Here is a 25,998-nt window from a genome sequence, read left to right as displayed (position 1 = left end):
TCCCTCCCCCCTCCCTCTTGCCCGTGGGGGGGTGTGGGGGTGGGGGTGCAAAAAACCCACTCTTGGAACCTCTGTTCCCCAAAAGATTCCCCCCCCCGACGCTGGGCGCCGTCGGAACGCACCGGTCGACGGGTTCTCCGGTGTCAAGCCGGGAAGGGTCTACTGAGAGATCACGCAATATGGCTTTCACGACAGGGCTCTGGACTGACTACGGGAGCCGGCCACGCCCTGAGCATCCACATAGGACACCTCTGACCAGTTGAATGCTCGATTAATGGCCCACATATACGGTTCAGCGCGGGGTCGTGAGTGACAATGAGCGTCAGAACCCTAATGCCACTCACGACCCGCTCGGAAACTCAGGCAACGCGCCCAAATCGGGCGCCCTTCTCTCGAAAGTCGTCCTTTATGGACAGAAAGGGAGAGCGATGCCCCGCCCCCTGCGGTGACCAGTCCTCCCTCATCGTCAAGGATCGGCTCCACGGTCGCCGCGGACACCCTCAATAACGCGTCCGGACCCGTTCGGGCTCGTCCGAAGGGACACCACCGAAGTGGGTCGTGACCCAGGCATCGTCGTAGATCGTGTCGAGATACCGTTCGCCCCGGTCCGGCAGGACGATCGCACAATTGGCGCCGGGTGGCACCAGGTCGCGGACGCTGTGCACGGCCGCGACCACCGCGCCGGACGAACCGCCCGCCAGGATCGCTTCGCGGGCGGCGAGCCGACGGCAGCCGCGCACGCTGTCCACGTCCGCGACGTGCACCACAAGATCGGCCAGGTCGTCCGCGTGGTGACCGGGGCGGACGGCCGCGCCGTGTCCCGGGATCAGCCGGGGGCCGGGAGTGTCGGCGAAGATGGCGCTGCCCACGGCGTCGACCGCCACGATCGTCACCGGCAGATCGTTGGCCCGCGCGTACTCGGCGCAGCCGCGCAGCGTCCCGCAGGAACTGGTGGCACAGAACAGGAAATCGAGCTTACCTGGCACCTGCCCGACGATCTCGCGCATGGTGTGCCGGTGCGCCGCCGGGTTCCCGGGGTTGGCGTACTGGTTCGGCCAGTAGGCGTGCTCGAGACGTTCGGTCAATTCGCGAATGCGGCGGAGGCGGACCGGCAGGTAGTCGCCGGTGACCGGATCGGCGTGCTCGATCATCTCGATCTCCGCGCCCAGCGCGCGCATGATCGCGAGATTCTGCTTGCTGGTGCGGGGATCCACCACGCAGATGAACCGGATCCCGTGGTACCGGCACACCTGGGCCAGCCCGATTCCCAGGTTGCCCGAGCTGGATTCGACCACCACCGAACGGCCGGCGACGAGCCGTCCCGTCTGGATCTCACCGCCGAGCATGGACAGGGCGGCGCGGTCCTTGCTGCTGCCACCGGGATTGTGGCCCTCCAGCTTGGCGAACAGCCGGAACCCCGCCGACGGGTACAGCCTGGTCAGTTCGACCAGCGGCGTCGCGCCGATCGTGGCGAGCACACCCGCCGGTTCGTCCTCATTCAGGTCCATGGGAATTCGCCGGCTCAGCCCGTTGTCGGATCGAGCTGCCGTCGCAGGCTGAGTGGCCGCATGTCGGTCCACACCTCGCCGATGTGGGCGAGGCACTCCTCGCGGCCGCCACGCGTCCCCTCGGCGCGCCATCCCGCCGGCAGGTCACGGTCGGACGGCCAGATCGAGTACTGCTCCTCGTGGTTGACCACGACCAGGTAAGCACGCTGGTCGGTCTGCTCCTCGCGCATGGGGTGTCTCTCCTGGAAGTCACTGGCGCACCCGCTGTCGGTTCACCGGTGGGTCGAGCCTGCCCGCGAGGGTGTGCGCGGGTGCAGAGAAGAACGCGCAGAACCTCCGGCACGGCGGCGGGGTCCGCACTACCCGTCATTCTCTTCTGGGGCACGGGCCGAGCGGACACGATGGCGGACATGACCGCTGTACCGTCCGTCTCCCCGGCAAACGACTCGTCCGGGCAGGAACGCGCGCTGCCCTTCGTGGTGACGCCCGGCCAGGGCGAGGCCAAGGACATCGCCTCACTCCAGGCCCGCCGCACCGCGATCCGGGACCGGCTGCTGGAACACGGCGCCGTGTTGCTGCGCGGGTTCGACATCGACGACGTCGACGGGTTCGACACCACCGTCCGCACGCTGGCAGGTCCGCCGCTGACCTACCAGGAGCGCTCCTCCCCCCGCAGCACGATCAAGGGGCGGGTGTACACCTCGACGGACTACCCGGAGGCCGAGGAGATCTTCCTGCACAACGAGAACTCCTACCAGGCCGCCTGGCCGCTGAGCCTGTTCTTCTACTGCGTGCGGCCGCCGGACACCCTCGGCGCGACACCGCTCGCCGACACCCGGCGGATCCTCGCGACGATCGATCCCGCCGTACGGGCGGAGTTCGAGACCAGGGGCTGGATGGTGACGCGGAACTTCACCGACTCGTTCGGGTTGCCGTGGCAGCAGACGTTCAACACCACCGACCGCGACGAGGTCACGGCCTACTGCGCGCGCAACGGTGTCGAGACCGAATGGCTCGACCGGAACGGGCTGCGCACCAGGGCCCGGCGCCAAGCCGTGCACCGGCACCCGGTCACGGGTGAGGCCGTCTGGTTCAACCACCTCACGTTCTTCCACGTGACCACGCTGGCCGAGGACGTCTGCGCCGGGTTGCGCGCCATGCTCGCCGAGGAAGACCTGCCGACCAACACCTACTACGGCGACGGTGGCACCATCCCCGACGAGGTCGTGGCTCACCTACGGGACCGCTATCGGTCCGCGTCCCGGCGCTTCGACTGGCAGCGCGGCGACGTGCTGATGGTCGACAACATGCTCTCCTCACACGGCCGTGAACCGTTCACCGGTCCCCGGAAGATCGCCGTGGCCATGGCCGAACCCTCGACCGGCGAAAACGGTCGGTAGTACCGGACACGAAAGGCTGGCCATGGTGGAAAGCGGTGACGTCCACCCGTTGTCGTCGGCGCAGGAACAGCTGTGGTTCATCGATCAGCTGCGTTCCGGCGCGGCCATCGAGCATCTGCTGTCCGCGACCCTGCGGTTGCGCGGTGACCTGGACGTCGAGGCGCTGACCGCGGCGTTGACGGAGATCGCGGCCCGGCACGCGGTATTACGGTCCCGGTTCGACACGGTGAACGGAACGGCGGTGCAGATCGTCAAGGATCCCGCGCCGGTCAGACCGTCCAATGTAGACCTCGCGGAGCTGCCGCCCGCGGACCGGGACGCGAGCCTGCGGGAGATCCGGCTGCGCGATCTGCGCACCCCGATCGACCTGCGCCACGAACCGCCGTGGCGAATCACGCTGGTCCGGCTCGCCGACGACGAGTCGATCCTGCTGATCGCCGTGCACCACATAGCCTTCGACGGCTTGTCCTGGAGCGTGCTGGCGAGGGAGCTCGACGCGTTCTACGGAGCGGCGAAGCTGCCGGAGCCGGGCCTTCAGCACCATGAAGCCCTGCGCCGCCGCGAGCGGAAGGCCACCGATGGCGGGCTCTCGTACTGGGTGGACCGGCTCGCCGGACTCGTCCCGCTCGAACTGCCCGCCGATCGGCCCCGTCCGGCCCGGTGGGCGGCCGACGGCGGCTGTGCCGATTTCATCGTGCCGTCGTCCCTGGCCGCGAAGCTGCGAGACCTCGGCCGCACCCACCGCGCGACCCCGTTCATGGTGTACCTGGCCGCGTACCAGCTCCTGCTCGCCCGTTACTCGGGCCAGGACGACATCGCCGTCGGCGTTTCGGTCTCCACCAGGCGCCCGGACGAGCTGCCCCTGATCGGGATGTTCCTCAACACACTGGTGCTGCGTGGTGATCTGTCCGGCGGACCGTCCTTTGTGGAACTTCTGGGGCAGGCGAGGAAGACCGCCCTCGAGGCGTACGCGCACCAGGACGTGCCGTTCGATCAGGTCATCTCCCGGCTGGAGCCGGACCGGGACCCGTCCCGGAACCCGGTCTTCCAGGCCGGTATCGCCTGGTACGACGCCCGTCGCCAGCCCTACCGGCTGCCCGGTCTCGACGTCTCGTTGTGCCCGCCGCTGTGGGCGGCCTCGGCCTTCGACCTGTCGCTGCACCTGGCCCAGCTCGCCGACGGCTCGGTACAGGGCCAGCTCATCCATCCGACGAGCCTGTTCGACCGTGCCAGGATCGACCGGATGGCCGCCAACTACCTGCGGCTGCTCGAAGAGATCACCGCCGCCCCGCAGAGCCCGGCACCGCTGCTCGAACTGGTCGCCGAAGCCGAACAGGACCGGTTGCGGTCCTTTGGCACGGCCACGACCGAGCCGGCCGGGCAGTCCTTGCCGGAGCTGTTCTTCGACCGGGCGGCACGATCCCCACGGTCCGTGGCCGTCCTGTCCGATGTGGACGAAGTGAGCTACGGCGAACTCGCCGCGCGCGTCGACGCCCTGGCCGGCTACCTGCGACAGCACGGCGTCGGCGCGGAGACCCCCGTCGGCGTCGCGTTGGACCGCGGGACCGACCTGGTCATCGCGTTGCTGGCGATCCTCACCGCGGGCGGCACCTATGTCCCGCTGCCGCCGGACCATCCGGCCGAACGTCTTCGCCAGGTCCTCACCGACACCGGCGCCACACTGGTGCTGTCGCACTCCACCGTGGACGTCCGCCTGCCGGACGCCCTCACCCGGGTCGATCTGGACGGGCATCGGGACACCATCGCCCGTCACGCTCTCGCCGAGCGCCCGGTGATCCACGGCGCGCAAATCGCCTACGTCGTGCACACCTCGGGTTCGACAGGCACTCCCAAGGGTGTCGCCGTCACCCACGGCGGCATCCGCAACCGGGTCCTGTGGTCGGTCCGCACCCAGCTCACCGCCGCGGACCGCGTCCTGCAGAAGACCACGACCGGGTTCGACGCCTCGTTGTGGGAGCTGCTGACCCCGTTCGCCGCCGGTGCCACGCTGGTCCTGGCGCCGCCCGGCGCCCACCGCGACCCCGCCGCGATGGCCGGGGCGATCCTCCGGCACGGCGCCACGGTCCTGCAACTGGTCCCCTCGGTCCTGCGCCTGCTGCTCGACGAGCCCGGTTTCGCCGAGTGCGCGTCGCTGCGCCTGGTCTGCTCGGCAGGTGAGGCACTGCCGGCTGAGCTGTGCCGTCGCCTGACCGCGCTGCTCGACGTGGAGGTGGAAAACACCTACGGTCCGACGGAATGCGCCATCGACGTGACCGCGTGGCGGTACCGACGTGGAGACGAGGACGGCACCGTGCCCATCGGCACGCCCTTGTCGGGGACCCGGGTGTTCGTCGTGGACGCCTCGGATCGGCTCGTGCCCATAGGGGTGCCGGGCGAGCTGTGCGTCAGCGGCGCCGGACTCGCCCGCGGCTACGTCGATCGTCCACATCAGACGGCTCGGCAGTTCACCCCGCATCCCTACCCTTCGGTTCCCGGCGAACGCTGGTACCGCACCGGCGATCTGGTTCGCTGGCGGCAGGACGGAGCGCTGGAGTTCGTCGGCCGCGTCGATGATCAGGTCAAGATCAACGGTGTGCGGATCGAGCCCGCCGAGATCGAGGCCGCGCTGTGCGCGCATCCGGGTGTCGCGGCGTCCGCCGTCGTCCCCTACCGGACTCCGGCCGGGGACACCACTCTCGTCGCCTACGCGGTTTCCACCGCCGGAACCCTGCCCGCCGACCTTCACGAACACCTGGCCGCGCGGTTGCCGGCACCCATGATCCCACCGGCCGTTCACATCCTCGACGCGCTCCCGCTCGGCCCCAACGGCAAACTCGACCGCGCCGCGCTGCCCGCGCCGGACAGCGCCCCCGAGTCCGCTTCGGACGACCGCACGGCTCCGAACACACCGACCGAAGAGCTCGTCGCCGCCGCGATGGCCGAATTGCTCGGGGTCGACCACGTCGGCGTCCGCGCCGACTTCTTCGCCCTCGGCGGCCATTCACTGCTCGCGATCCGGCTCGTGCTGAGACTCCGGCGTGAATTCGGCGACGAGCTGACGGTCGGTGAGCTGTTCGACGATCGGACCGTCGAACGACTCGCCGCCCGGCTCGACGCGGGCACCACCGGCGCCGCCTTCTCGGCGATACGGCCGGTCCCGCGTGACCGGAACCTGCCGTTGTCGTTCGCCCAGCAGCGGATGTGGTTCCTCGACCAGCTCGACCCGGGCAGCGTCGAATACCTCGTCCCGTTGGCACTGCGGCTTTCCGGCCCGCTTTCCGTCGAGACGTTCCGGCAGGCGCTGGACCGGCTCGCCGCCCGGCACGAGGTGCTGCGCACCCGTTACGTCGACCAAGGCGGCGAACCCTTGCAAATCGTCGACCCGCCGGGGCCGGTCGCGTTCCGTCTCGTGGACCTGACCGGCGAGCCCGCGGCGGGGCGGGAGCTGCTGGGCCGGGTGTCGGGCCGCCCGTTCGACCTCGAGCGCGAGCACCCGCTGCGCGTCACCGTGATCCGGGTGGCCGAGGACGAGCATCTGGTCGCGCTGACCCTGCACCACATCGCCTTCGACGCCTGGTCGATGGCCATCCTGTTCCGGGACCTGAACGAGCCTCACGGCCAGGCGCTGCCCGTCCAGTACGCGGACTTCGCCGCCTGGCAGCGATCCGACCGGTCCCTTGAGGACATGGCAGACCAGCTCCGGTACTGGCGCGGCAGGCTCGCCGGGCTCACCCCGGTCGAGCTGACCACCGACCGGCCGCGCCCGGCGCAGCGGGACCCGCGCGGGGACACCGTTTCGGTCACCGTCCCGGTGCCGGTCGCCCGTGCGGTGACCGAACTGGCCGCCCGGCAGGGCGCGACACCGTTCATGACGATGCTGGCCGCGTTCCACGTGCTGCTCGGGCGCTACACCGGACGCACCGACGTCTCGGTCGGCACGCCGGTGGCAGGCCGGACGCGGCAAGAGACCGAAGAACTGCTGGGTCTCTTCACCAACACCTTGGTTCTGCGAGCCGACCTGTCGGGCTCACCGACCTTCACCGAGCTGCTCGACCAGGTGCGGCGCGGCTGCACCGAAGCGTTCGCCCACCAGGACCTGCCGTTCGAGCATCTCGTCGACGCGTTGCAACCGGACCGGGACCTCTCCCGCAACCCGCTGTTCCAGATCATGTTCGAGCTGGAGAATCTGGAGAACAGGCCGGGCACCCTGTGCGGCACCGCCGTCCAGCCGATCCCGGCGGGTGCCTCGGTCGCCAAGTTCGACCTCACCGTGTCCGTCCAGCAACGCGACGGCGGCGAGCTGCGTTGTGTCTTCGAGTACGCGACCAGCCTGTTCGACCGCGCGACCATCGAGCGGATGGCGGGGCACTACCTGCGTCTGCTGGCGGGCATCGGAGCCACTCCGGATCGCGAGCCGGCCGAGTTGGACTTCCTCGCCGCCGACGAACGCCGACGCCTGCTGCACGACTGGGCGGACCCGGACCGCGCGCGACTGTCCACCTTGGACCCGGCCGGGGAACATCCGTTGTGCGTACCCGAACTGGTCGAGCGACAGGCAGCACGCCGTCCCGACGCCGTGGCCGTGGTCTACGGCGGACAGCAGCTGACCTACGCCGAGCTGAACGCGCGCGCCAACCGGTTCGCGCGGCTGCTGCGGTCACGCGGGGCCGAGCCCGAGACCGTCGTCGGGGTCTGCCTGGAGCGTTCACTCGACGCGGTGGTGGTCCTGCTGGGCGTGCTCAAATCTGGCGGCGTGTACGCCCCGTTCGACCCGAGACACCCCGCGGAACGGCTGGGCTTCATGCTCGCCGACGCCGGCGCGCGGCTCGTGGTGACCACCCGCGAGTTCGCCGGGCGTTTCGGCGACCGCGAGGAGGTGGTCGTCGACGACGTCGAGTGGTCCGACGGCGACGCCACGAACCTGGACGCCCGGCCGGATCCGCGCACGCTGGCGTACCTCATCTACACCTCCGGCTCGACCGGGCGCCCCAAGGGCGTCATGACCGAGCACCGGTCCTACGCCCACCACTGCCGCGTGATCGCGGACGCCTACACCATCGGCTCCGACGACCGGGTGGTCCTGTTGTCCGCGCTCACCTTCGACGTGTCCATGGACCAGATCGGCGCGACCCTGCTCGCCGGCGCGACGATCGTGGTGAGCGACCCACTGTTCTGGACCCCGGCCGAACTGCCCGCCAGGCTGGCCGAGCACGGGGTGACGATCATCGACACGACGCCCGCCTACTACCGCGAGGCGATGCGCTACGGCCCGGATCTGCTGGCAGGACTGCGCTTGATGAACGTCGGCGCCGACGTGGTCACGGTGGACGACGCGCGGATGTGGGCGAAGTCCGGCCTGCCGGGACGGTTCCTGTGCAGCTACGGGCCGACGGAGGCGACCATCTGCTCGGTACTGCACCCGGTGACCGGCGACCTCGACGGCCTGCCCCCGGGCGCCGCGATGCCACTCGGCCGGCCGGTCGCGGGCACCCGCGCCTACGTCGTGGACGCCGAACTCCGCCTGGTTCCCACCGGGGTACCCGGCGAGCTGTGTCTCGGCGGGATACGGCTGGCCCGCGGCTACCACAACGACGCCGCCCGCACCGCCGAACGGTTCGTCCCGGATCCGTTCGGCCCGCCGGGAGCGCGGCTCTACCGGACGGGTGACCTGGTGCGGCACCGTCCGGGCGGGACCATCGAGTTCCTCGGGCGCATCGACCAGCAGGTCAAGATCCGTGGCCTGCGCCTCGAACTCGGGGAGGTCGAGGCGACCCTGCTGCGGCACCCGGACGTGGACGCGGCCGTGGTGGTCACCGCGGCGGACCCGGCGGGCGACCCGCTGCTGGCCGCCTACGTGGTCGGCGGGCCGGGCGCGGACGCGTTGCGCGCACACCTGCGCGCGCTGCTGCCGGAGTACATGGTCCCGGCACGCTGGGCGAAACTCCCCGCCCTGCCGCTGACGGCGAGTGGGAAGGTCGACCGGAAGGCCTTGCCCGCGGCGGAGCTGGCCGCCTCCGGTACCGGCCCGGCCGAGGCGCCCCGGGGCCCGGCCGAGCAGCTCATCACCGACATCTGGCGCGAGGTGCTCGGTGTGGACCGGATCGGGGTGACGGACGACTTCTTCGCGCTGGGCGGTCATTCACTGCTGGCCACCCGCGTTCTCGCCCGGCTGCGGAGCGCGTTCGCCGTGGAGCTTCCGCTGCGCCGCCTGTTCGAAGCCACCACGGTCGCCGAGCTGGCCCGGGCGGTGACCCAGGTGCTCGAGGACGAGATCGCCGGACTCTCCGACGCCGAAGTGGCGCAGCTGCTGGCAGGCGAGCCGACATGAGCTTCGTCGACGACCTCTTCGCACATCCCGCCGGGGCGCCCGCGATCCGCACCCCGGACGGTCACCTGAGCTACGGGGAGTTCACCGACCGGATCGAGCGGCTCGCACGGATCCTGACCGGCCACGGGCTGGGGCCCGAACGGGTGTGCGCCATCGCGGTCGACCGCGGCGTGGACGCCGTGATCGCGATGGCCGCCGTGGCGCGGGCGGGTGGTGCGTTCCTGGCCCTCGACGCCGACCTCCCGCACGCACGGCTCGAAGCCATGTGCCGAACCGGCGGCGCTTGGATGCTGGTGACGACGACGGTGCTCGCCGAACGGCTCTCGCTGCCGGTCACCGGCCCGGTCGTGCTGATCGACCGGCCCCCAGTGCCCGCCGTGGCGACACGCTTGCCCGAGGTCACGCCGCGCACGCTCGCCTACGTCAGCCACACGTCCGGATCGACCGGCGCGCCGAATGCCGTGCTGATCGAACACGGCGGTCTGCGGTCGTATCTGCGCGCGATCGGTACGGACAACGGGCTGGGGCCGGGAACGGTCACCCTGCAGGTGGCCCCGGTCGGCTACGACGCGTCGATCCGCGACGTGTTCGCGCCGCTCGTCGCCGGTGGCTGCGTGGTGCTGGTCCCCCGCACCAGGCTGCTGCGGCCCGCCGAGTTCGCCGACACCGTGCGCGCTTTCGGTGTCACCACGCTGCTCAGCGTGACCCCGACCTTCCTCGGCTTCCTCACCGGGCACGAGGCCGCCTCAGCGGCGTTGCGGACCGTCGGGCTGGTCGTCTCGAGCGGAGAGTCGCTGCTGCCGTTCTTGGCCTCCGGCGGCAGGCGCCTGTTGCCGGGCGGGCTGGTCAACCAGTACGGCCCGACCGAGTGCACCATGACCTCGACCCGATACCCCGTCCCGCGCGACCCGGTGACGACGGCCGACGTGATCGGCACGCCGATCGACGGTGTGTCGGTGTGGCTGCTCGGTCCGGATCACCGGCCGGTGCCCGACGGGGCCACCGGCGAGCTCCACATCGGCGGTGTCGGCGTCGCACGCGGCTACGGCGGACGTCCGGCCCTGACCGCCGAACGGTTCGTCCCGGATCCGTTCGGCCCGCCGGGAGCACGGCTGTACCGCACGGGAGACCTGGCTCGGCGACGCTCCGACGGCACCCTGGTGTACCTGGGCCGGATGGACCGCCAGCTCAAGATCCGCGGCCATCGGGTGGATCCCGCCGAGATCGAAGGCGCGCTGCTGGCCCATCCGGCCGTGACCGGCGCGGTCCTGACAGCGGACAAGGACGAACGGGGCCGGGTCTCCCTCAGCGCGCACGTCATGGGCGAACTGGCCGACGTCCCGGACACCGCGCTGCGCGCCCACTTGGCCGAAACCCTGCCGCCGCACATGATGCCGCGCCGATTCGTCCGCATCACCCGCGTACCCACCACCCACAGCGGCAAGATCGACCGAGCCGTACTGACCCGGACCGACGAGAACGGATCACGATGACCACGACCCGCGACCTGCCCGAGCTGATCGTGTCGCTGTACCGCGAGTCCCTGGGTGACGACACCCTGGACGCCGACAGCGACTTCTTCGAGTCCAATGGGGACTCGCTGGCCGCCTTCCAGATCACCGCGGGCTTGCAGGACGCCCTCGCTATCGAGATTTCTGTCGCCCTCGTCTTCGCCTATCCGTCCCCGGCGGACCTGGCGGTCGTCCTCGCCTCGGACCGGCAAGATCTTTCTTGAGCGGCGGCTTGGAAGCTCGATGCCAATTCGGTGCCCGGCCAACACCTCCAAATGCGGCACCGGAACGGTCCTGCCGACCAAGGAGGTCCCGCTCGCCAGCAGGGCAACTGGGAGAATCGTGGTGCGCGTCCAGCCAAATGCGCCGGCCCGCTGTGCAGCGCGCGCCGTCATTCGCCCGATCATGTGGCACCACAAGCCCCTGCACCACAAAACCATCGCGCTCCGCCTGCTCCGCACACCCGAGCCTTGGGCCTGTTCACCCGAGCCGAACGATCGCCGAGCCGCGGGCCGGGACCAGCCCGCGCCGAACTCACCGCCGGGCTACCCGCACAGCCGTCGCCTTCGCGCCGCGTGCTTCTGTGCGGCAACTCCGCACCGGATCGGGCGGCCACGACAGTCGGACGCCGTCGGCGCCAGGGTTGCCAACGCCGCCGTGGCGGGCATGGGCACCACGGCCGCGGTGCGCATGCGCCGGTCGTTTCGAAACGGTTTTTCATCGACACGAACGGCTCTTGCCTGTTGAAAGACCAGGGCAAGAATAAAAGCAACCGCAAAGCGGGCATTGGAGTGAAACCACGGCGACTGGATGACGGTATTTATCCCGTGGCGGAATCGCTGCCGGTATCCCTCAGCGCACCTGGCGAGAGTTTCTTGCGAAAGTGAGCGCTTTGACGGGATGAGTACTGCGCGAGCACGCAAAGCCTGGTCCGGATGCAGCAATTTTCGAGGCCGTTCACGGGTTTCCGTGGCTTATTGCGGAAATTGCGGTAAAGCTTCGAGCATGAGTTCATCTCGTAAACGAATCTTCACTGCTCTCGCCGTCGCCGCGTTGTCGCTGGGGACCATCGCCCCCGCCCAGGCGGACCCCATCCCATTGCCGGGCCTCAGCGAACCGAACCCCGAGGACCCCGGTGCCGGCGGCAGCACGACCGCCGCCTACGTCCTGCAGGGCGTAATCCAGAATGAGGGCCTCCAAAGCGACGGGATCAGCAAACGGGTGAAGATCCGCGGCTACTCGCGCTTCGCCACCCCGGGAAACGACCGGCGCGACGCCGACTACATCAACGTCCGGTGCACCGCCACCGGCCCGGGCGGCTCCGCCACGGGCGACTACGACTCGGAGAACGACGGCGCGCTCATCGACGTTCACTTCGAGACGCCCTGGATCCCCAACGGCGCCGTGTTGCGCACTGTCCATGTCGCTTGCAGCCATTACGCCACCAAAAACGGCGTGGTCTACGAGAACACCAGCGCCACCGACATCGCCGTCCCGTACTGACAACTCCCAACATCGTCGTGCTCGATCCGACCGACTCCGTGCCGCGCGGGCAGGCGTACATCCGCTACCGGATGTACGCCTGGCGACGTCCGTTCGGCCACCGGTCCGCGTGACAACTGCGTAGTCCTGTCCTGAACCGTGCAGAACAGCGGTGGGCGGGACGGCTGCGGTGCTGAGCCAGTCGGTGATGTCAGTGACGACGTCGATCTTCGCTTCGGCCATGGTCACCCTGCGCGCCGAATTCGACGCCTATCGCGTCGTGTAGACGCCGACCTGGTCGGCTACCGGCAGCATGTGGTGTGGCTCTCTCGTAGGGAGCCACGGTCCTGATCGAGGATCTGCGCGCGGCGATCCTTCCGCATCTGCACAACCCGGCAACCCGACCGGAGCACTGGTTACCGGGCCCGATCCTGTTCCCGGCCGGTGGTCGGGCGAAACAGTCCAGCAACGTCAGAATCACCGCATCGTGCTCAGTGCAGCTCCGTGGTTGCCCACGACGTCGTTCAGGCCGAACTCGGCCCATCGCGGCGGTCGAAACTCGGCCTCGAGTCGGAATGGATGCGGAAGAAGGGCGTACTCACTCCTTCCATGGTCAACTTATAGCGTGCCCCGGGGCTTGTGGCAAGACCCAGGTGATGCCGCAGAATCACCGGCCGAAGCTGGAACCTGCGGAAATGGGAGTTAGCAAAGTGCGTGTGCTGTTGTCGACGTATGGGTCGCGCGGGGATGTCGAACCGATCATGGGCTTCGCGACGCGGGTGCGGGAACTCGGGGCCGAGGTGCTGGTGTGCGCGCCGCCCGACTTCGCGGGCCTGCTGGCCGGAATCGGGGTGCCGATGGTTCCGGTCGGTCCGTCGGCGAGTGCGCTGACGGCAGCGGCGCCCTCGCCGTCGTCCATGCCGGAGTACGCGGCCGCCTTGATCGCCGACCAGTTCGAGGCGGTCACCAGGGCCGCCGAAGGCTGCGACGTGATGGTGGTGACCGGCATGCTCCCCGCCGCGGCGGGCGCGCTGTCGGTGGCGGAGAAGCTGGCCATCGAGGCGGTGTCGGTGACGTTTCAGCAGCTCACCCTGCCTTCGCCGCACCATGAGCCGTTGGCGTACCAGGGCAGTCCTTTCCCGCCGGAGCTGACCGGCAACCGGGAGCTGTGGGACTTGGACGCGCGGACCATCGAGGAGTTGTTCGGGGCCGCGCTCAACACGAACCGGGTGGCCAACGGCCTGCCGCCGGTGGACGGCGTCCGTGATTACGTCATCGGTGACCGGCCGTGGCTGGCGACGGATCCCGTTCTGGACCCGTGGCGGGAGCCGTCGTATTTCGACGTCGTCCAGACCGGCGCGTGGATCATGCCGGACGAGCGCCCGTTGCCCGCCGGCCTGACGGCGTTCCTGGCCGAGGGCCCACCGCCGGTCTATGTGGGCTTCGGCAGCATGCCGATGCACGCCGCGGCCGATGTCGCCCAGGTGGCCATCGACGTGGCCCGCGCACAGGGCCGCCGCATCGTCCTGGGCCGCGGCTGGGCGGACCTCTCGCTGATCGACGACCGGGACGACTGCTTCGTGGTCGGTGAGGTCAACCAGTTCGCGTTGTTCTCCCGGGTCGCCGCCGTGGTCCATCACGGCGGGGCGGGTACCACCTTGACGGCCACCCGGTCCGGTGCGCCGCAGGTGGTCGTCCCGCAGGCGACCGACCAACCGTACTGGGCGGGCCGGGTGGCGGAACTGGGGATCGGCGTGGCCCACGACGGTTCAGTGCCGACCACCGAATCCCTGTCCACCGCGCTCGAGAAGGCCCTGGCCGTCGAGACCGGCGAGCAGGCGCGAGCCGTGGCGGGCACGATCCGGACCGATGGCACGACCGTGGCCGCACAGCTACTGCTCACGTGAACATTCCAGGTGTCGAAACCTACTGATCACCGACGCCAGAATCACCGCTCACGGGATAGACCCTCCGGCTGCCGTCGTCGAAGACCTGATTTACGGCTCCTCGGCAGCGGATTCGGTCGTGCTCAGGTGATGGTGATCTTCGCGTGGGGAACGCTCAGCCGGGCGTGCTTGAGGTCGGTGTTGACGACGGTCACGTCGGTCAGCGTGATGTAGGGCAGTACCAGCGGCGGAGGATGGGCCGGCGTGAAGTCGACCGGAATCCCGATGAGGCCCAGCAAGACGAGAGTGCCGGTCAGCCGCAGGGTGAACAGTTCGACGGGGTCGCCGGTGGCGGCCGAGACGCTTCCGGGCGGTGCGCTGATGGTGCTGATGCGCCCGTCCACCAATTCGCTGGTTTGGACAAGGCTGGTGATCTCGACACGGTGGGCGGTGAACCTGAGCACGTCGACCGGCACGCCGCCCACTTCGGTGGTCCCCACGCCCAAATAGCTCAGTCCCGCCAGCCGCAGTACGGAAGCCTTCAGCATCCACACCCGGCCGGCCGGCGGCCCGTGCGTGACGGTGGCGGTCGAGGTTCGAACGACTCGCTTCCCGTGTTCGGCCGGAGAAGAAGCCGCTGGAACCGCGGTCAATGTGCCGAGAAGGAGCACCGCCATACCCGAGGCACGGAACCGCGGTGGCGATGGGCCCGTTCCGCCGTCTTGTTCGTGGTCCGGCTCGTCGGTCGTGGCAGGGCGGGCCGGAGGTGCCCACGAAAGCGCCAACGCCCCGCCAACGAGCCCCAGCACGGTGCCCATCAGGAAGCCGCCGAGGTTGGTGCTGACCAGAGCGACCAGCGACACGAGGATCGCCGTGACCCCGGCGGCCACCCGGTACTGTGGCCTGCTCCACAGCGACCCCGCGCAGATCACGAGCAGGGCGGCGATCAGCGCCCCCGACATCCCGCCGATGGTCCCGATCGAGAGCACGAAGTCACCCAGGCGGAAGGAGGCGAACGGCGGAAGTCCGATCGCGACACCAGCCGGTATCAGGAACAGACCGGCCGCGAAGGGCCGCTGCCGCCGCCAGTCGCGGAAAGCCCGCCATCTCCCCTTGAGCCGACCAGGCACGCCGCCCGTCATCGGACGGGCCCGCGTCGATGCGGCAACGCAGGCGTGCCGGGCTCAGAAACATTCATTCTTACCGCTCCTCAAAGACAGTGAGAGGTTTTTCAGCCGCAGGGTCTGCGCGTTGGTGCTCCAGGCGATCTGCCGGAGACCGCCGATGGTCGCGGTGTCGGCCTGCAACCCGAATGCCCCTGGCCGGCCTTTGGCGGCTTCCGGGCCCTTGGAGAGCCGGGCGGCGTCGATGCCGATCTGGGTGTTGGTCAGCGTGAGGTCGCCCGTGAGCGAGGCGATGCCGATGATGATGTCGGTGGCGGCCATCCCGCCGGGTCCACCGGAGGTGAGCACCAGGGTGGTGTCACCGACCAACGGGACCTTCGGCAGGAACACCGACTGGCAGAAGTTGTCGAGGGTCGCCTTCCGGAAGGCGCCGACGGCCACGACATGGGCATCGTCGGCTCCCCGGTCGACGTCGCCGTACTGGACGAACCCTTCACCCACCAGCTTGTCCGCGCTGACCTGGAACGCGCCGCCGGAGACCGTGAACGACGCCGCGAGCGCGCCCTGTGACAGCCCGGTGATCAGCAGAGCCGCCACGGCGAGCGCTCCCCCGAACACTCCGGCGAACCGTGCCCACCGTGTTCCTCCCGTTGTTCCCGAGCGCTTCATGTCCTTGTCCTGCCTTTCTTGGTCGGGTTCGAACTGGTTATGTGGAAGACCCGCGGCCCTGGAGTTCAGGTGTCTCGACCGGTGTGGACATCGGCAAGGAACGCTGATCCCGGCGCGTTCCGGGTGCGCACCGTGACGGTGTCGCCATGCGTGTCGACCCGGACGAAATACCGTTCGCCGGGCCGATCGCGAGGAAAGGCGCTGCGCGCGTCCTCGGCAACGACGACCGCGGAGGGATGCGTCCGCGTCCGGCGGCCGACGTGGTCCTTGACCGCGATCTCCGCCAAGTGCTCCGAAGGACGCGCACCCTCGGGCAGCTCGTAGAGATGGGCCACGAACCCGGGAAGTCCCGCGGTTCTGGTGACGTCCGCGGCGGTCAGCGAGGTGACTCCCGATTCCGTGACCGACAGCCCGGCGTCCGCGCAGAAGCGCCGCTCATGGACGAACGCCCGCCTCTGCCGCGGAGACAGCGCACCCAGGCGTCCGATCGACACCAGCACCAGGACCAGGCACATGGACACCGCGACGCGGCCGTCGACGATGAGCTGTAGGTCCACCTTCGGAAAGCGGTGCTCGTCGTCGACGAATCCGGCGAACCGAGCTTCGACCCGGACCGTCCCGGATCGGGGCAGGGGCTCGAACAGCAGCAGTTCGTCGACCCGGTGGGGGAACGAAACCTGGTTCTCGCCGATCAAGGGCGACCAGTACCGGAGCCGGTGGTGCGGGATGACGTGCAGCGCCCCGTCGAGTAGCCCTTGGTGCAGCAGGCCCGGGGGCACGGTGCCCGCGTCCGCGTCCAGGGAACCCGACGCGCCGGTTGTGCCGACGTCGTACTCGACGAGGTAGTGGAAGGCCTCGCCGTGGAAAAGCCCGTCCGAGAGATAGGGATCCTCAGGCTGGGCGTCGGGCAGCGGATCGAACGGCCGCGGACGGCCGAGGGGGCGTTCTCCCACCCGCACGTGCGCCGTGGCCACCGGCTCGAACCGGGACAGTCCGGCCACCCCGGAGTTCCGCCAGGCGGACAGGGTGGCCACCTGGTCGCCCCGTCGTTTCCCCGGCACCGTCGTGACCCGCGTCCGCATCGGCCCGTCGAAGGTCAGCCACCGGCTCAGCCGGACGTCTCGCAGCAGGCTCACCGGCAGGCCGGACTGCTCCGCCGTACCGCGGGCGAGCAGGTCCACCACCGACATCATCGGCAGCACCGGGACCGTCCCCCAGGGACGGTGATCGCCGAGCCAGCGGTCGGTGGCCGGGTCGAGGACGTCCTCGGGCACGGCGTCTTCCGCGGCGGCCACGGCCCGCATCCCGATCCGCGGCAGGTGGTAGATGCGACGGCCGTCGACCCACAGCCACGCCGTTCCGATCGCGTGGACGCCACGCTCGTCGTCACCGGCTTCGGTGATTTCGAGTTCGACGGTGACCACACCGTCGGTGGGCACCACCTGGCCGCGGTACTTCCAGCTGAGCGGGCTGCCGAGCATGATCGGTTCGAAGCGTGCGCCGGGCAGGTGCGCGATTCGCCCGGACACCACCAGGTAGTGCTGCAACAGCCGGCAGACGGCTTCCACGCCCAGGGACCCGGGTTGCACCGGATCCTGGAAGAAGTGCGCCCGGAAGTACCACTCGCCGGGGTCAATGTCCTTTTCCCCGCGAAGCCGCCCGAGTCCCGCCGCACCGCCGTCCGGCCAGTACCCGGTGATCCGGTCCAGCAGCCGTAGCATCGGCCCGGGCGGATCGAGAGCGGTGCGGTCCGTCTTCTCCTCCGTCCGAAGGTCCAGCACGGGACCTTCGGAAGCGGTGGGCCAGACGCTTTCCTCAGCCGACGGCGGAAGCCCGACCTGATCCACGAAGGCGGCCGGCGGGAAGAAGCCGAACGTGCTCCGGAGGGTGAACAGGGGTATGCCGTCGGCGGTGCATTCGACCGCGAACTGCTCGATGATGATCCCGTCGTGCTCGGCCACCGAAAGAAGTTCCACTTCCGTCCGCAGCACCTGCGTGCCGGGCCGCACTTCGCCGAGCACGGTGCCCTCCCCCTCGAGGTTGCGGAACAGCAGGTCGTCGGCGCTGTGAACGGTGCCTCCGGTGTAGGCCGCCAGCCAGCCGCAGGGCTGCAGGAGGACCTCCATGAGCGCGGCGAAGGGCATGGTGGGCGTGTTGTTCTGCTCGAAGTACCAGGCCTCGGCGGGCACGTCGTACTCCGCGGTGATCCGGGCGCCCGGACACGCCGAACCGAAGGTCCCGTCGATCGAGACCACCCTGCTGATGAAGTGGTACGGCGGGCCGGGCAGGCGCGGGCAGCGGTGGACGCCGTCGAAGGCGGCGAACGGCGGTCCGAAGGCCGCCGAGGGACGGCCCCAGGCCGAGGCCAGCATCGAGGCCAGGTCGGCGCGGACGCCGTTGACCAGCGCCGCCGGACGGGTGTCGTCCTGCCCGGTCAGGCCGCCTAGAGTGGACAGCGGTACCGGATCACCGGTGGTTTGCTCGCGGTGCGGGCCCAGCTGGCGCCAGTGCTCCAAGGGCCAGTCGGGGACCAGCCGGAGCCCGACCCGGGCGGCGTGGAAGGCCGGGACACCGTCGACGGTGCACAGCAGATCGGCGATCAGGGTGGGTTTGGGACCGGCCACCACGGACACGACGAACACCTCGTAGGTGAGCAGATGCGACTCCGGCGTCGCTTGTCCTCGGCACAGCATCGGGCTCGGTCGTCCCGGTACCGGTTCGAACCGCCAGCCGTCCCGGTCCACGGTGTGGCCGAGAGCGGCGAGGTAGAACGCCATCGCTTGGATGCCACCCTCCAGCATGAGGGTGCCGGGCATGCACGGGTCGTTGTGGAAGTGCCCGGCGAAGAACCATTCGTCTCCGGCGATCGCCGTCCGGGCACGCAGATAGCCCCGCCCCCACGGGCCGCCCGCGGGAGCGAATTCCGTTACTTCGTCCAGGAGCAGCAGGCCGTCGTCGGCGATGCGCGGGGTTCGCACATGGCTGCGGGTGGCCCGCCAGCCGGGGCCGAAGCACGCCTCCGGGCGGCCGGCGGCGAACGCCCGGACGGCGTTCGCGTCGAAGGATGCCGGTGCCCCGGTGATCGCCGGAGGCTCCACCGGCGCGTCCTCCGGTGAGTGGGTGGCGGGATCCCACCGCACCCCCGCGCCGGCCGCGAGTTCGCGGTCGGTGAAGAAGCCCGCCTGTCCCCCGCGCACGGTCAGCCGGAGCTCGTCGCCGACGTGGCAGTCGTAGTGGAAGAACATGAGACGGACGCCCTTGTGTTCGGCGTGCCCGTCAACGTGGATCTCGTAACGCAGTGTCTCCCCCGGCCGGGGTGGTTCGCCGTGGTAGGTCAGTTCGCAACCGAGCAGCCGGTAGACCCGGTCCTCCCCGATCTCGAGGTCGACGCCCATCCAGCTGATCAGCAGCAGGTCCGCCTGTCCGGCTTCGACCAGTACACCGGCGGGCATCCGCCCGGCCGGGTCGAGATACCAGCTGCCGAGGGTGACGTCGGTTTCGGTGTGGATGACGCCGGAGCCCAGTACCGCGGGCGGGGCGTCGATCGCGGTGACCCGGTCCACCAGCAGCATGGGCGGCGCGGGGAGCCTGGTCTGTCGCCGCTTGGCGTCCTGTGCCGCGAACCTCGGACCGAACAGCTCTGAGATCCGGCCGGTGGCCAGGTACTCCAGCTGCTCTCGCCCGAAGCGCGGTCCGGTGCGGGGCTCGGGGACCGACGCGGGAACGGACGGGGCGGGCAAGGCCGCGGGGGTGACGGTCGCGGCAGGCGGCGAGCTGATCAGCGTCTGGACGCGCTGACGGGTCTGCAGGAACGCGGTGTGCGCCGCGCCCAGCCGCTCCAGGAAGTGCCGGTGCCCGGCACTCACCCGATCGCGGTGCGCGACCGCGACCAAGGCACGGCCAGGTGCCGAAACCGGTACTGCCGCGGGCCGTGCCGGCGTGGGGCGAGGCGGTGTTTCCGGCAGCGGGACGGGAACCGGGGGCAGCTGGGGGGCGCGGCTCAGGACCGCGGGCCCGAGATCCTGGGGCGGGTGTACCGGCGGTGGGTGCGCGGGCAACGCCACGGTGGCCCCCGCGCGCCGGGTCACCGGCGCCGCGTCCGCGAGAGCGGAGAACAGGGCCGCGTGCTCGACGGGCACACCGGCGGCGGCCAGTTCCGCCACCGCGGAACACAGCTGCCGCAGGGCGGAGCCGTTCGCGGCGTCGAGCGCGACCGCCAGGTGATCGTGTGCGCCGAGGGTGCGCCGGATCCACCCGGTGCACAGACCGCGCGGGCCGTGTTCGACGAAGACCCGGACGCCGTCCGCATACGCCCGCTTCACGGTTCCGGCGAAGTCCACCATCTGGGTGGCCTGGTCCATCATCGCCTTGGCCGCGTGCTCGGCCGTCGGCGTGTACGGCTCGGTGGTGACCCCGTTGTAGAACCGCACGCCGGCCACCGGTCCGACCGGGCGGTGGTGGAAGTCCCACCACTGCTGAGCGACTTCGGCCACTTCCGGAGCATGGGCGGCGAGGTCGTAACCGATGCGCACGGCCACTTTCGCGCCGAAGCGCGAAAGCCATGCCTCACAAGCGTTCTCTTCACCGCCCACGACGCAGACGTCGGGTGCGTTGACGGCCATCAGATGGACGGCCCGTTCACCGGCCAGCGCCGCCCGGATCGCTTCGGCGGGGGCGTGCACGAGGTGGTTGACCCAACGCTCCCCCGCGATGCCGTGCCGGGCCCAGAACCGCCGCACCCCGCGGAACTCCCCCGAAACCTCGCGGGTGAACAGATCGGCCGCCAGCACGTCCCGGTGCGCGCGGGCGGGGTCCGGCCACACTCCCTGGGCGATCAGCGCGGTGGATTCGCCGGACGAGTAGCCGAGCACCGCGTCCGGGTTGAGCCCCAGCAGCCCGGTGCTGACTTCGGTGTGCAGCAGGGCCAGCCGGGAGACCGTGACGATCTGGTCGATGGCGCGTGTCGGCCCGGGCGCGGGTTCGGTGACGGGAAAGACCCCCGTCCGCCGGAAGATCCGGTCCACCCGGCCGGGCAGCGCCAAGGCCAGCTCCCGGCCCATGCCGTCATAGGCCGCGGAACCGTTGGTGTAGACGAAACCGACTTCGCCACCCAAAGGCACGTCGCGATAAGCGGTCGCCGGGGGCCGCAGACCGCCGTTGTCGAGCCAGTCGCAGGCACGCCGGAGAACGGCTTCGCGGATGTCGTCGTGGACCACCACGGCCAGCCGGGCAGGTCCGCTGTCCGATTCGGCCCCTGCCCGGGCCGCCGCCGACACTCCGGCGCGGTCCTGGCCGGAGAACACCAGCAACCGAGGTGCGGCCAGGGCCGACCACGCGCCGGGCGAGCCCGCTCGCACCGAGACCGCCCGGGGCGGGGCGCCCAGCGGGGCGACGGTGATCCGTGCGGTCCGCAAATCCGGGCGCGGAAGCCCCCGCCGTCCGCGGCCGGGGATCACCCGATGCCGCAAGGCGGTGACGGCCGCCGCCAGCGCCAGCAGTCCGGTGGCCGCGTGCGGCCTGCCGAACAGCTCCGCCGGATCGAAGTGGGGCGCGCCGGGTTCGGGCAGGTCGCCCACCACCAGGTCCGGGCGATCGCCGGCGTCCCCCAGCACGGCGAGCACCGCGGACCCGTCACGACGGGCGTCGGCCAGCCGCTTGAGCACCACGACGACCGCCGCGTCACCGGGCCGGTCCGGGCGGCCCAGCCCCACGTCGGCGGCCCGGTGGCCGGGCTCGTGGGCGAGGTCCGCCGTGCCGACGACGGCCGCGTCCACCTCACCGTTCCTCAAGGCGGCGGCGGCCAGCTCGAGGGCCACCAGTCCGGAGGCTTCCTCAGCGGAGACGGTGTAACCGGGACCGCGCAGGTCGAGCTGGGCGTTGAGCCGGCTGGCGATGAGGTTGGGCATCGAGCCGGTCGTCTGCGCCGCGGTGATCGCTTCGCCGGACGAACCGGGGGCGCCGAGCCCTTCGGCCGCGCCCTGCCGCCGATCGCTCATCCGCCAGCGCACGCCGTGCCTGGCCGTTTCCAAGTCACCACCCAGGCCGACCACCACAGCGGTCCGCTCCCCCGGCAGGTCCTGCCCCGCCACCGCTTCCCGGGCGGTCTCCAGCATCAGCACCTGCTGCCCGAGGGCGTGCCCCAGATCCGCCGGGGGAAACCGCAGGCCCGGCAGGTCGACCACGACGGCGGTGCACGGGCCGTCCGCCGGTTCGCCCTCGAGCACCGCCCGGCGGAACGCGTCGGTGTCCGCGCGGTCACCCACCCGGACGGCCAGTCCCACGACGGCGACTTCCACCCGGGTGCCCTCGTCGTCCCGCCGGAAGCCCGCGGCCGTGGGCAGGGGCGCCCACCCGGGATCACCGGCCAAGTCTCCTTCGTCGACGACCAGGTGCGCGTCGGCACCGCCGAAGCCGAATGCGCTGACAGCCGCCCGCCGGGGCGAGGGCCATTCTTCGGCCTCGCGCAGGAGCCGCAGCACCGTGCCGTCCAAGGCGTCGATGTGCCGACCGGCGTGCAGGGTGGGAGGCCGTACACCCGCCTCGAAGGCCCCGAGGATCTTGAGCAGCCCGGCGATCCCCGCGGTCGTCAGGGTGTGTCCCAGATTCGACTTGACCGAGCCGATGGGCAGGTCGGTGCGGTCACGGAAGACCTGTGCCATCGCGCGCGCCTCCACCGCGTCCCCGACCGGCGTGCCCGTCGCATGGCACTCCACCAGCGACACCGTGTCCGGCGCGATCCCCGCCTCCTGGTACGCCAATCCCATCGCCCGCTCCTGACCGCCGCGCGCGGGTCCGAGCAGGCCGCCCTCGGCGCCGTCGTTGGACAGGCCGATCCCGCGGATCACGCCCAGCACCGGCAGCTCCGCCGAGCGGGCGTCCGCCAGCCGCATCAGCGCGACGATCCCCGCTCCCTCGGCCGGCACCAGCCCGTCGGCTTCGCGGTGGAACGGGCGGCTACGGCCGGTGGGGCTGAGTGCGGACAGCGCGTGGAAACCACGGTGGATGAACAGGCTGTCGGCGTGGTTGACGCCGCCGGCGAGCATCAGGTCGGCTTCTCCTCGTCGCAGCCGGTCACAGGCCAGTTTGATCGCGTACAACGACGAAGCACAGGCGGCGTCGAGCGCGAAGCCACCGAGGCCGAGACCGAGCGCCTTGGCGGCGAACTGCGCGGGCAGTCCGGAGAAGAATCTGTTCCGGGGGTCGGTCCGGGCGGGACGCGCGGACCCGATCGGGACCTGCCAGACGTCCGCGGCCCAGCGCACCGCCGCGGGGGTCGGATACGACAGGTTGCCCACGATCAAGGCGGCCCGATCCAACGAGGACTCGATCGCACCGCATTCGCGCAGAGCTTCCCGTGCGGCGTGCATCAGCCAGCGGAAGACCGGGTCCAGTGGCTCGATCTCCCCCTGCGGCACCTGGAATCCGCCGCTGTCGAACACCGCTTCGAACCCGGTGACGAATCCTCCCGTTCCCCGCGCCGGTTCCTCTTCCGGCGGCAGGTTCCAGCGTCCTGGCGGGACCGTGTCCAGACTCGACAGCCCGCCACGGATGTTGCTCCAGAGGGATGCCGGGGTCAGCGCGTCCGGAAGGACACACCCCCGGCCGACGACGGCGATCGGTTCAGCGGGCATGACGGATCCTGTTCGGTCGGGGTCTGCGGTCAGTCCGGGCGCCGGACGAGTTCCACGTCGAGCAACTCGAACCGCGGTTCGCCGTCGGGATCGAGCAGGGCCACGTCGCAGGTCACCCTGGCCTCCCGCACGGATCCGGCCCGGACCACGCACCGGCCTTCACCGGGCAGCGGGCCGTCGCGGTGCAGCCGGAACTCACCGACGCCCATCGGCAGGGCACGGGCGCCGAGCATGAATTCCGCCCACAGCACGGCCAGCTGGAACGCGCCGTCCGTGGCCGCCGGATCGGTGGTCCAGCCGCTGCCGGGCCATCCTCGCGCCGTCAGGCCTTCCACCACGCCCAAGGCACCTTCCTCGGACAGACTTTCGGTCGACAGCAGGACCTGGAAGGCCGGACCGTGGAAGAACCGGGGACCGCCGTAGGACACGTCCATCTCCGGGGGGACCAGCGCGGGGGGCACCGTCCACTCCGGACGAGGCGGCTGGTCCGGCACCAGCGTGGCCCGGTAGAACGTGGTGGCTCGGTCGCCGTCGCGGAGTTCGATCGCCAGGGCCTTCGCGCCGGCGTCCGCCGGACGCCCTTCGACCACGAACCGGTGACCGTCGTGCTCCAGCCTGGGCAGGTCGGCCGTGCGCAGGACGCGGACGTCGCGCAGGACCAGCGTGCCCGGTTCCGGCCGCCAATCACGGGCCGCGCCCGCGAGCCAGTCCAGGGCCGAGGCCATCGGCAGGACGGGCACGTCCGCCGGCCGGTGGTCGAGCAGGTAAGGGTGGCTGGCCGCGTCGAGCCGGATCGAGGCCGCGTTGAGCCGGTCTCCCGGACCGTCTTCGCCCGCGGTGAGCACGACACGGGTGTCGCCGCCGGGGGCGTCCGACAGCTCCGCGACGAACGCGTCGGCCGCGCTGCCGGGGTCGAGCAGGGAGATCCCCGCCCGGTCGAAGTGGTCGGCGAGCCCGGCCGACACCATCCCTCCCCGCCACGGCCCCCAGGCCAGTGCCCGGACGAGACACTCCGGCCGCCGGGCCCGCTGCTCGGAGGCCACCAGGTCGAGCACCGCGTTGGCCGCCGCGTAATCGGCCTGGCCGGCGTTACCGAAGACCCCGGCCACCGACGAGAACACGGCGATCAGCTCCAGTGGATCGTCGGCGGTGGCCTCGAGCAGTTCGCCAATGCCGTCGACCTTGACGCCGACGACCCGGTCCCACTGCTCGGCGGTCTTGTCCTCGATGCGGTGGTCGGCGAGCACACCCGCCCCGTGGACGAGGCCGGTGATCGGGCCCCATTCGCGCCGGATCCGGGTGAGCACCGCGTCGAGGGCGGTCCCGTCGCGGACGTCGATCGGCAGGTATTCGGCCTCGCTCCCGTATCCGGCCAAGGCGTCCAGGGTCGCCCGGATCTCGCGGGTGGCCAGCACCTGCCGCGCCCGGGCGGTGATCTCCGCCGGTGTGGACTTGTCCTGGGCCGCGATCGCCCTGGTCAGCGCGGCCTCCTCGGTCAGCTCCGCCCAGCGGGCGGGTTCTTCGGTCAGCGGCGTGCGGCCGAGCAGGACGAATCGAGGCCGGTGTTCGCGGGCGAGGGCGCGCACGGCGGCGGCGGTGACACCCCGCGCGCCGCCGCTGACCACGATGACCGAGCCGGGACCGACCCGCGACCCGCCGCTCCGGGGCGGGAGCGCGGCGGGCTCGGGCCGCGGCACCGACCGGGTCCCGTCCGCCCGCAACCCGACGTCGCGGGCGGGGCCACCGGCGACCAGCTCGGCCACCACCGCTTCGGCAACCGCCTCGGCGGATCGGTCACCACGTTCGCAATCGATGGCCTTGACCGCGGCACCCGGCCACTCCAGCGCGGCGGTCCGGGCCAGTCCGGCGAGGCCGCCGAGCCAGGCGCGGTCCTTTTGGCGACCGTCGAGCCCGAAGTCGCCCCCGGTGTCCTGCACGGTGACGAAGAGGCCGCCGTCCGCGGAGTGGACCGGAGCCAGTGCCTGTGCGGCTTCGAACCCTTCGCGCAGCACCGTTGTTCCCGCGGCACGGGTCCGGATGGGCCGCAGGCCGCCAAGGAAGACCACCGCGTGGGTCCCCGACGGCACCGTGTCAGCGACCTGCGCGTCGATTCCTCGCTGGGTGAGCAGGCCTGCAACGGCCTCGGCCACCCCGGTCCCGTCCTGGGTCACCACCACCGGGTGCTCACCAAGGCCGGGCATCGCCAGCCCGCGGGGCGGTGACGGCACGGCCCGTACCACCCGGCGCCACACCGGCGGCGGCTCCGGGGTGGGGTCGGGCGTGGATTCGTCGGCGGGGACAGGCTCGGCCTGGCGAATCTCGGCTTCCCGCGGCGAAATGGTGCCGCGGCCACCGGCGGTTTCGACGACCTCACGCAACGTCCGCAATTCCGCCAACCCCGCCATATCCTGCTCCGGCAAACCACCTACCCGCTCACGCAAAGCCGCCAGAATCTGCAC

General features: G+C 70.8%; 12 protein-coding genes. 6 read left to right on the top strand and 6 right to left on the bottom strand.

The window, feature by feature from the left end:
- Window positions 1–500: 500 nt before the first annotated feature.
- Both sbnA and ACZ6DT_RS20090 read right to left on the bottom strand, forming a co-directional pair.
- A complete protein-coding gene (gene sbnA / locus ACZ6DT_RS20095) occupies window positions 501–1,508 on the bottom strand; it encodes a 2,3-diaminopropionate biosynthesis protein SbnA (protein WP_465597116.1) in 1,008 nt (335 codons plus the stop codon).
- 14 nt (window positions 1,509–1,522) lie between these two features.
- Window positions 1,523–1,738 (bottom strand): MbtH family protein, encoded by a 216-nt coding sequence (locus ACZ6DT_RS20090; protein WP_465597113.1) that lies wholly within the window; start codon window positions 1,736–1,738, stop codon window positions 1,523–1,525.
- A 180-nt stretch (window positions 1,739–1,918) separates the two neighbouring features.
- Between ACZ6DT_RS20090 and ACZ6DT_RS20085 the strand changes: the two genes are divergently transcribed.
- From ACZ6DT_RS20085 to ACZ6DT_RS20060, 6 genes are all read left to right on the top strand, one after another.
- On the top strand, window positions 1,919–2,908 hold the full coding sequence (locus ACZ6DT_RS20085) for a TauD/TfdA family dioxygenase (protein ID WP_465597110.1): 990 nt from the start codon (window positions 1,919–1,921) through the stop codon (window positions 2,906–2,908).
- Between the two features lie 22 nt (window positions 2,909–2,930).
- Complete coding sequence (locus tag ACZ6DT_RS20080) at window positions 2,931–9,236, top strand: amino acid adenylation domain-containing protein (RefSeq protein WP_465597107.1); 6,306 nt, start codon at window positions 2,931–2,933, stop codon at window positions 9,234–9,236.
- On the top strand, window positions 9,233–10,729 hold the full coding sequence (locus tag ACZ6DT_RS20075; protein WP_465597104.1) for an amino acid adenylation domain-containing protein: 1,497 nt from the start codon (window positions 9,233–9,235) through the stop codon (window positions 10,727–10,729). The genes ACZ6DT_RS20080 and ACZ6DT_RS20075 overlap by 4 nt, the downstream gene beginning before the upstream one ends.
- Window positions 10,726–10,971, top strand: a complete 246-nt coding sequence (locus ACZ6DT_RS20070; protein WP_465597101.1) for a phosphopantetheine-binding protein — start codon at window positions 10,726–10,728, stop codon at window positions 10,969–10,971. The genes ACZ6DT_RS20075 and ACZ6DT_RS20070 overlap by 4 nt, the downstream gene beginning before the upstream one ends.
- Before the next feature lie 781 nt (window positions 10,972–11,752).
- Entirely contained in the window at window positions 11,753–12,250 is a 498-nt protein-coding gene (locus tag ACZ6DT_RS20065; protein ID WP_465597098.1) for a hypothetical protein, read from the top strand.
- A gap of 689 nt (window positions 12,251–12,939) precedes the next feature.
- Window positions 12,940–14,136, top strand: a complete 1,197-nt coding sequence (locus ACZ6DT_RS20060; protein WP_465597095.1) for a glycosyltransferase — start codon at window positions 12,940–12,942, stop codon at window positions 14,134–14,136.
- Between the two features lie 122 nt (window positions 14,137–14,258).
- On the opposite strand, the gene ACZ6DT_RS20055 is transcribed toward ACZ6DT_RS20060, so the two are convergent.
- From ACZ6DT_RS20055 to ACZ6DT_RS20040, 4 genes are all read right to left on the bottom strand, one after another.
- Window positions 14,259–15,245 carry a DUF6114 domain-containing protein gene (locus tag ACZ6DT_RS20055; RefSeq protein ID WP_465597092.1) on the bottom strand — a complete coding sequence of 329 codons (987 nt, stop codon included), beginning with the start codon at window positions 15,243–15,245 and terminating at the stop codon, window positions 14,259–14,261.
- Window positions 15,246–15,299: 54 nt separating this feature from the next.
- The gene (locus tag ACZ6DT_RS20050) at window positions 15,300–15,908 is read right to left on the bottom strand and encodes a DUF6230 family protein (protein ID WP_465597089.1); all 609 of its coding nucleotides are present in this window, start codon (window positions 15,906–15,908) and stop codon (window positions 15,300–15,302) included.
- 65 nt (window positions 15,909–15,973) lie between these two features.
- The gene (locus ACZ6DT_RS20045; RefSeq protein WP_465597086.1) at window positions 15,974–23,539 is read right to left on the bottom strand and encodes a beta-ketoacyl synthase N-terminal-like domain-containing protein; all 7,566 of its coding nucleotides are present in this window, start codon (window positions 23,537–23,539) and stop codon (window positions 15,974–15,976) included.
- A 29-nt stretch (window positions 23,540–23,568) separates the two neighbouring features.
- The coding region (locus tag ACZ6DT_RS20040; protein WP_465597083.1) for an SDR family NAD(P)-dependent oxidoreductase at window positions 23,569–25,998 on the bottom strand (2,430 nt) is incomplete at its 5' end.

It is taken from the genome of Amycolatopsis sp. NPDC041971 (genome assembly GCF_055588925.1).
Note: the sequence above shows the minus strand (reverse complement) of the source record. Positions and strands in the feature narration are given on the sequence as shown.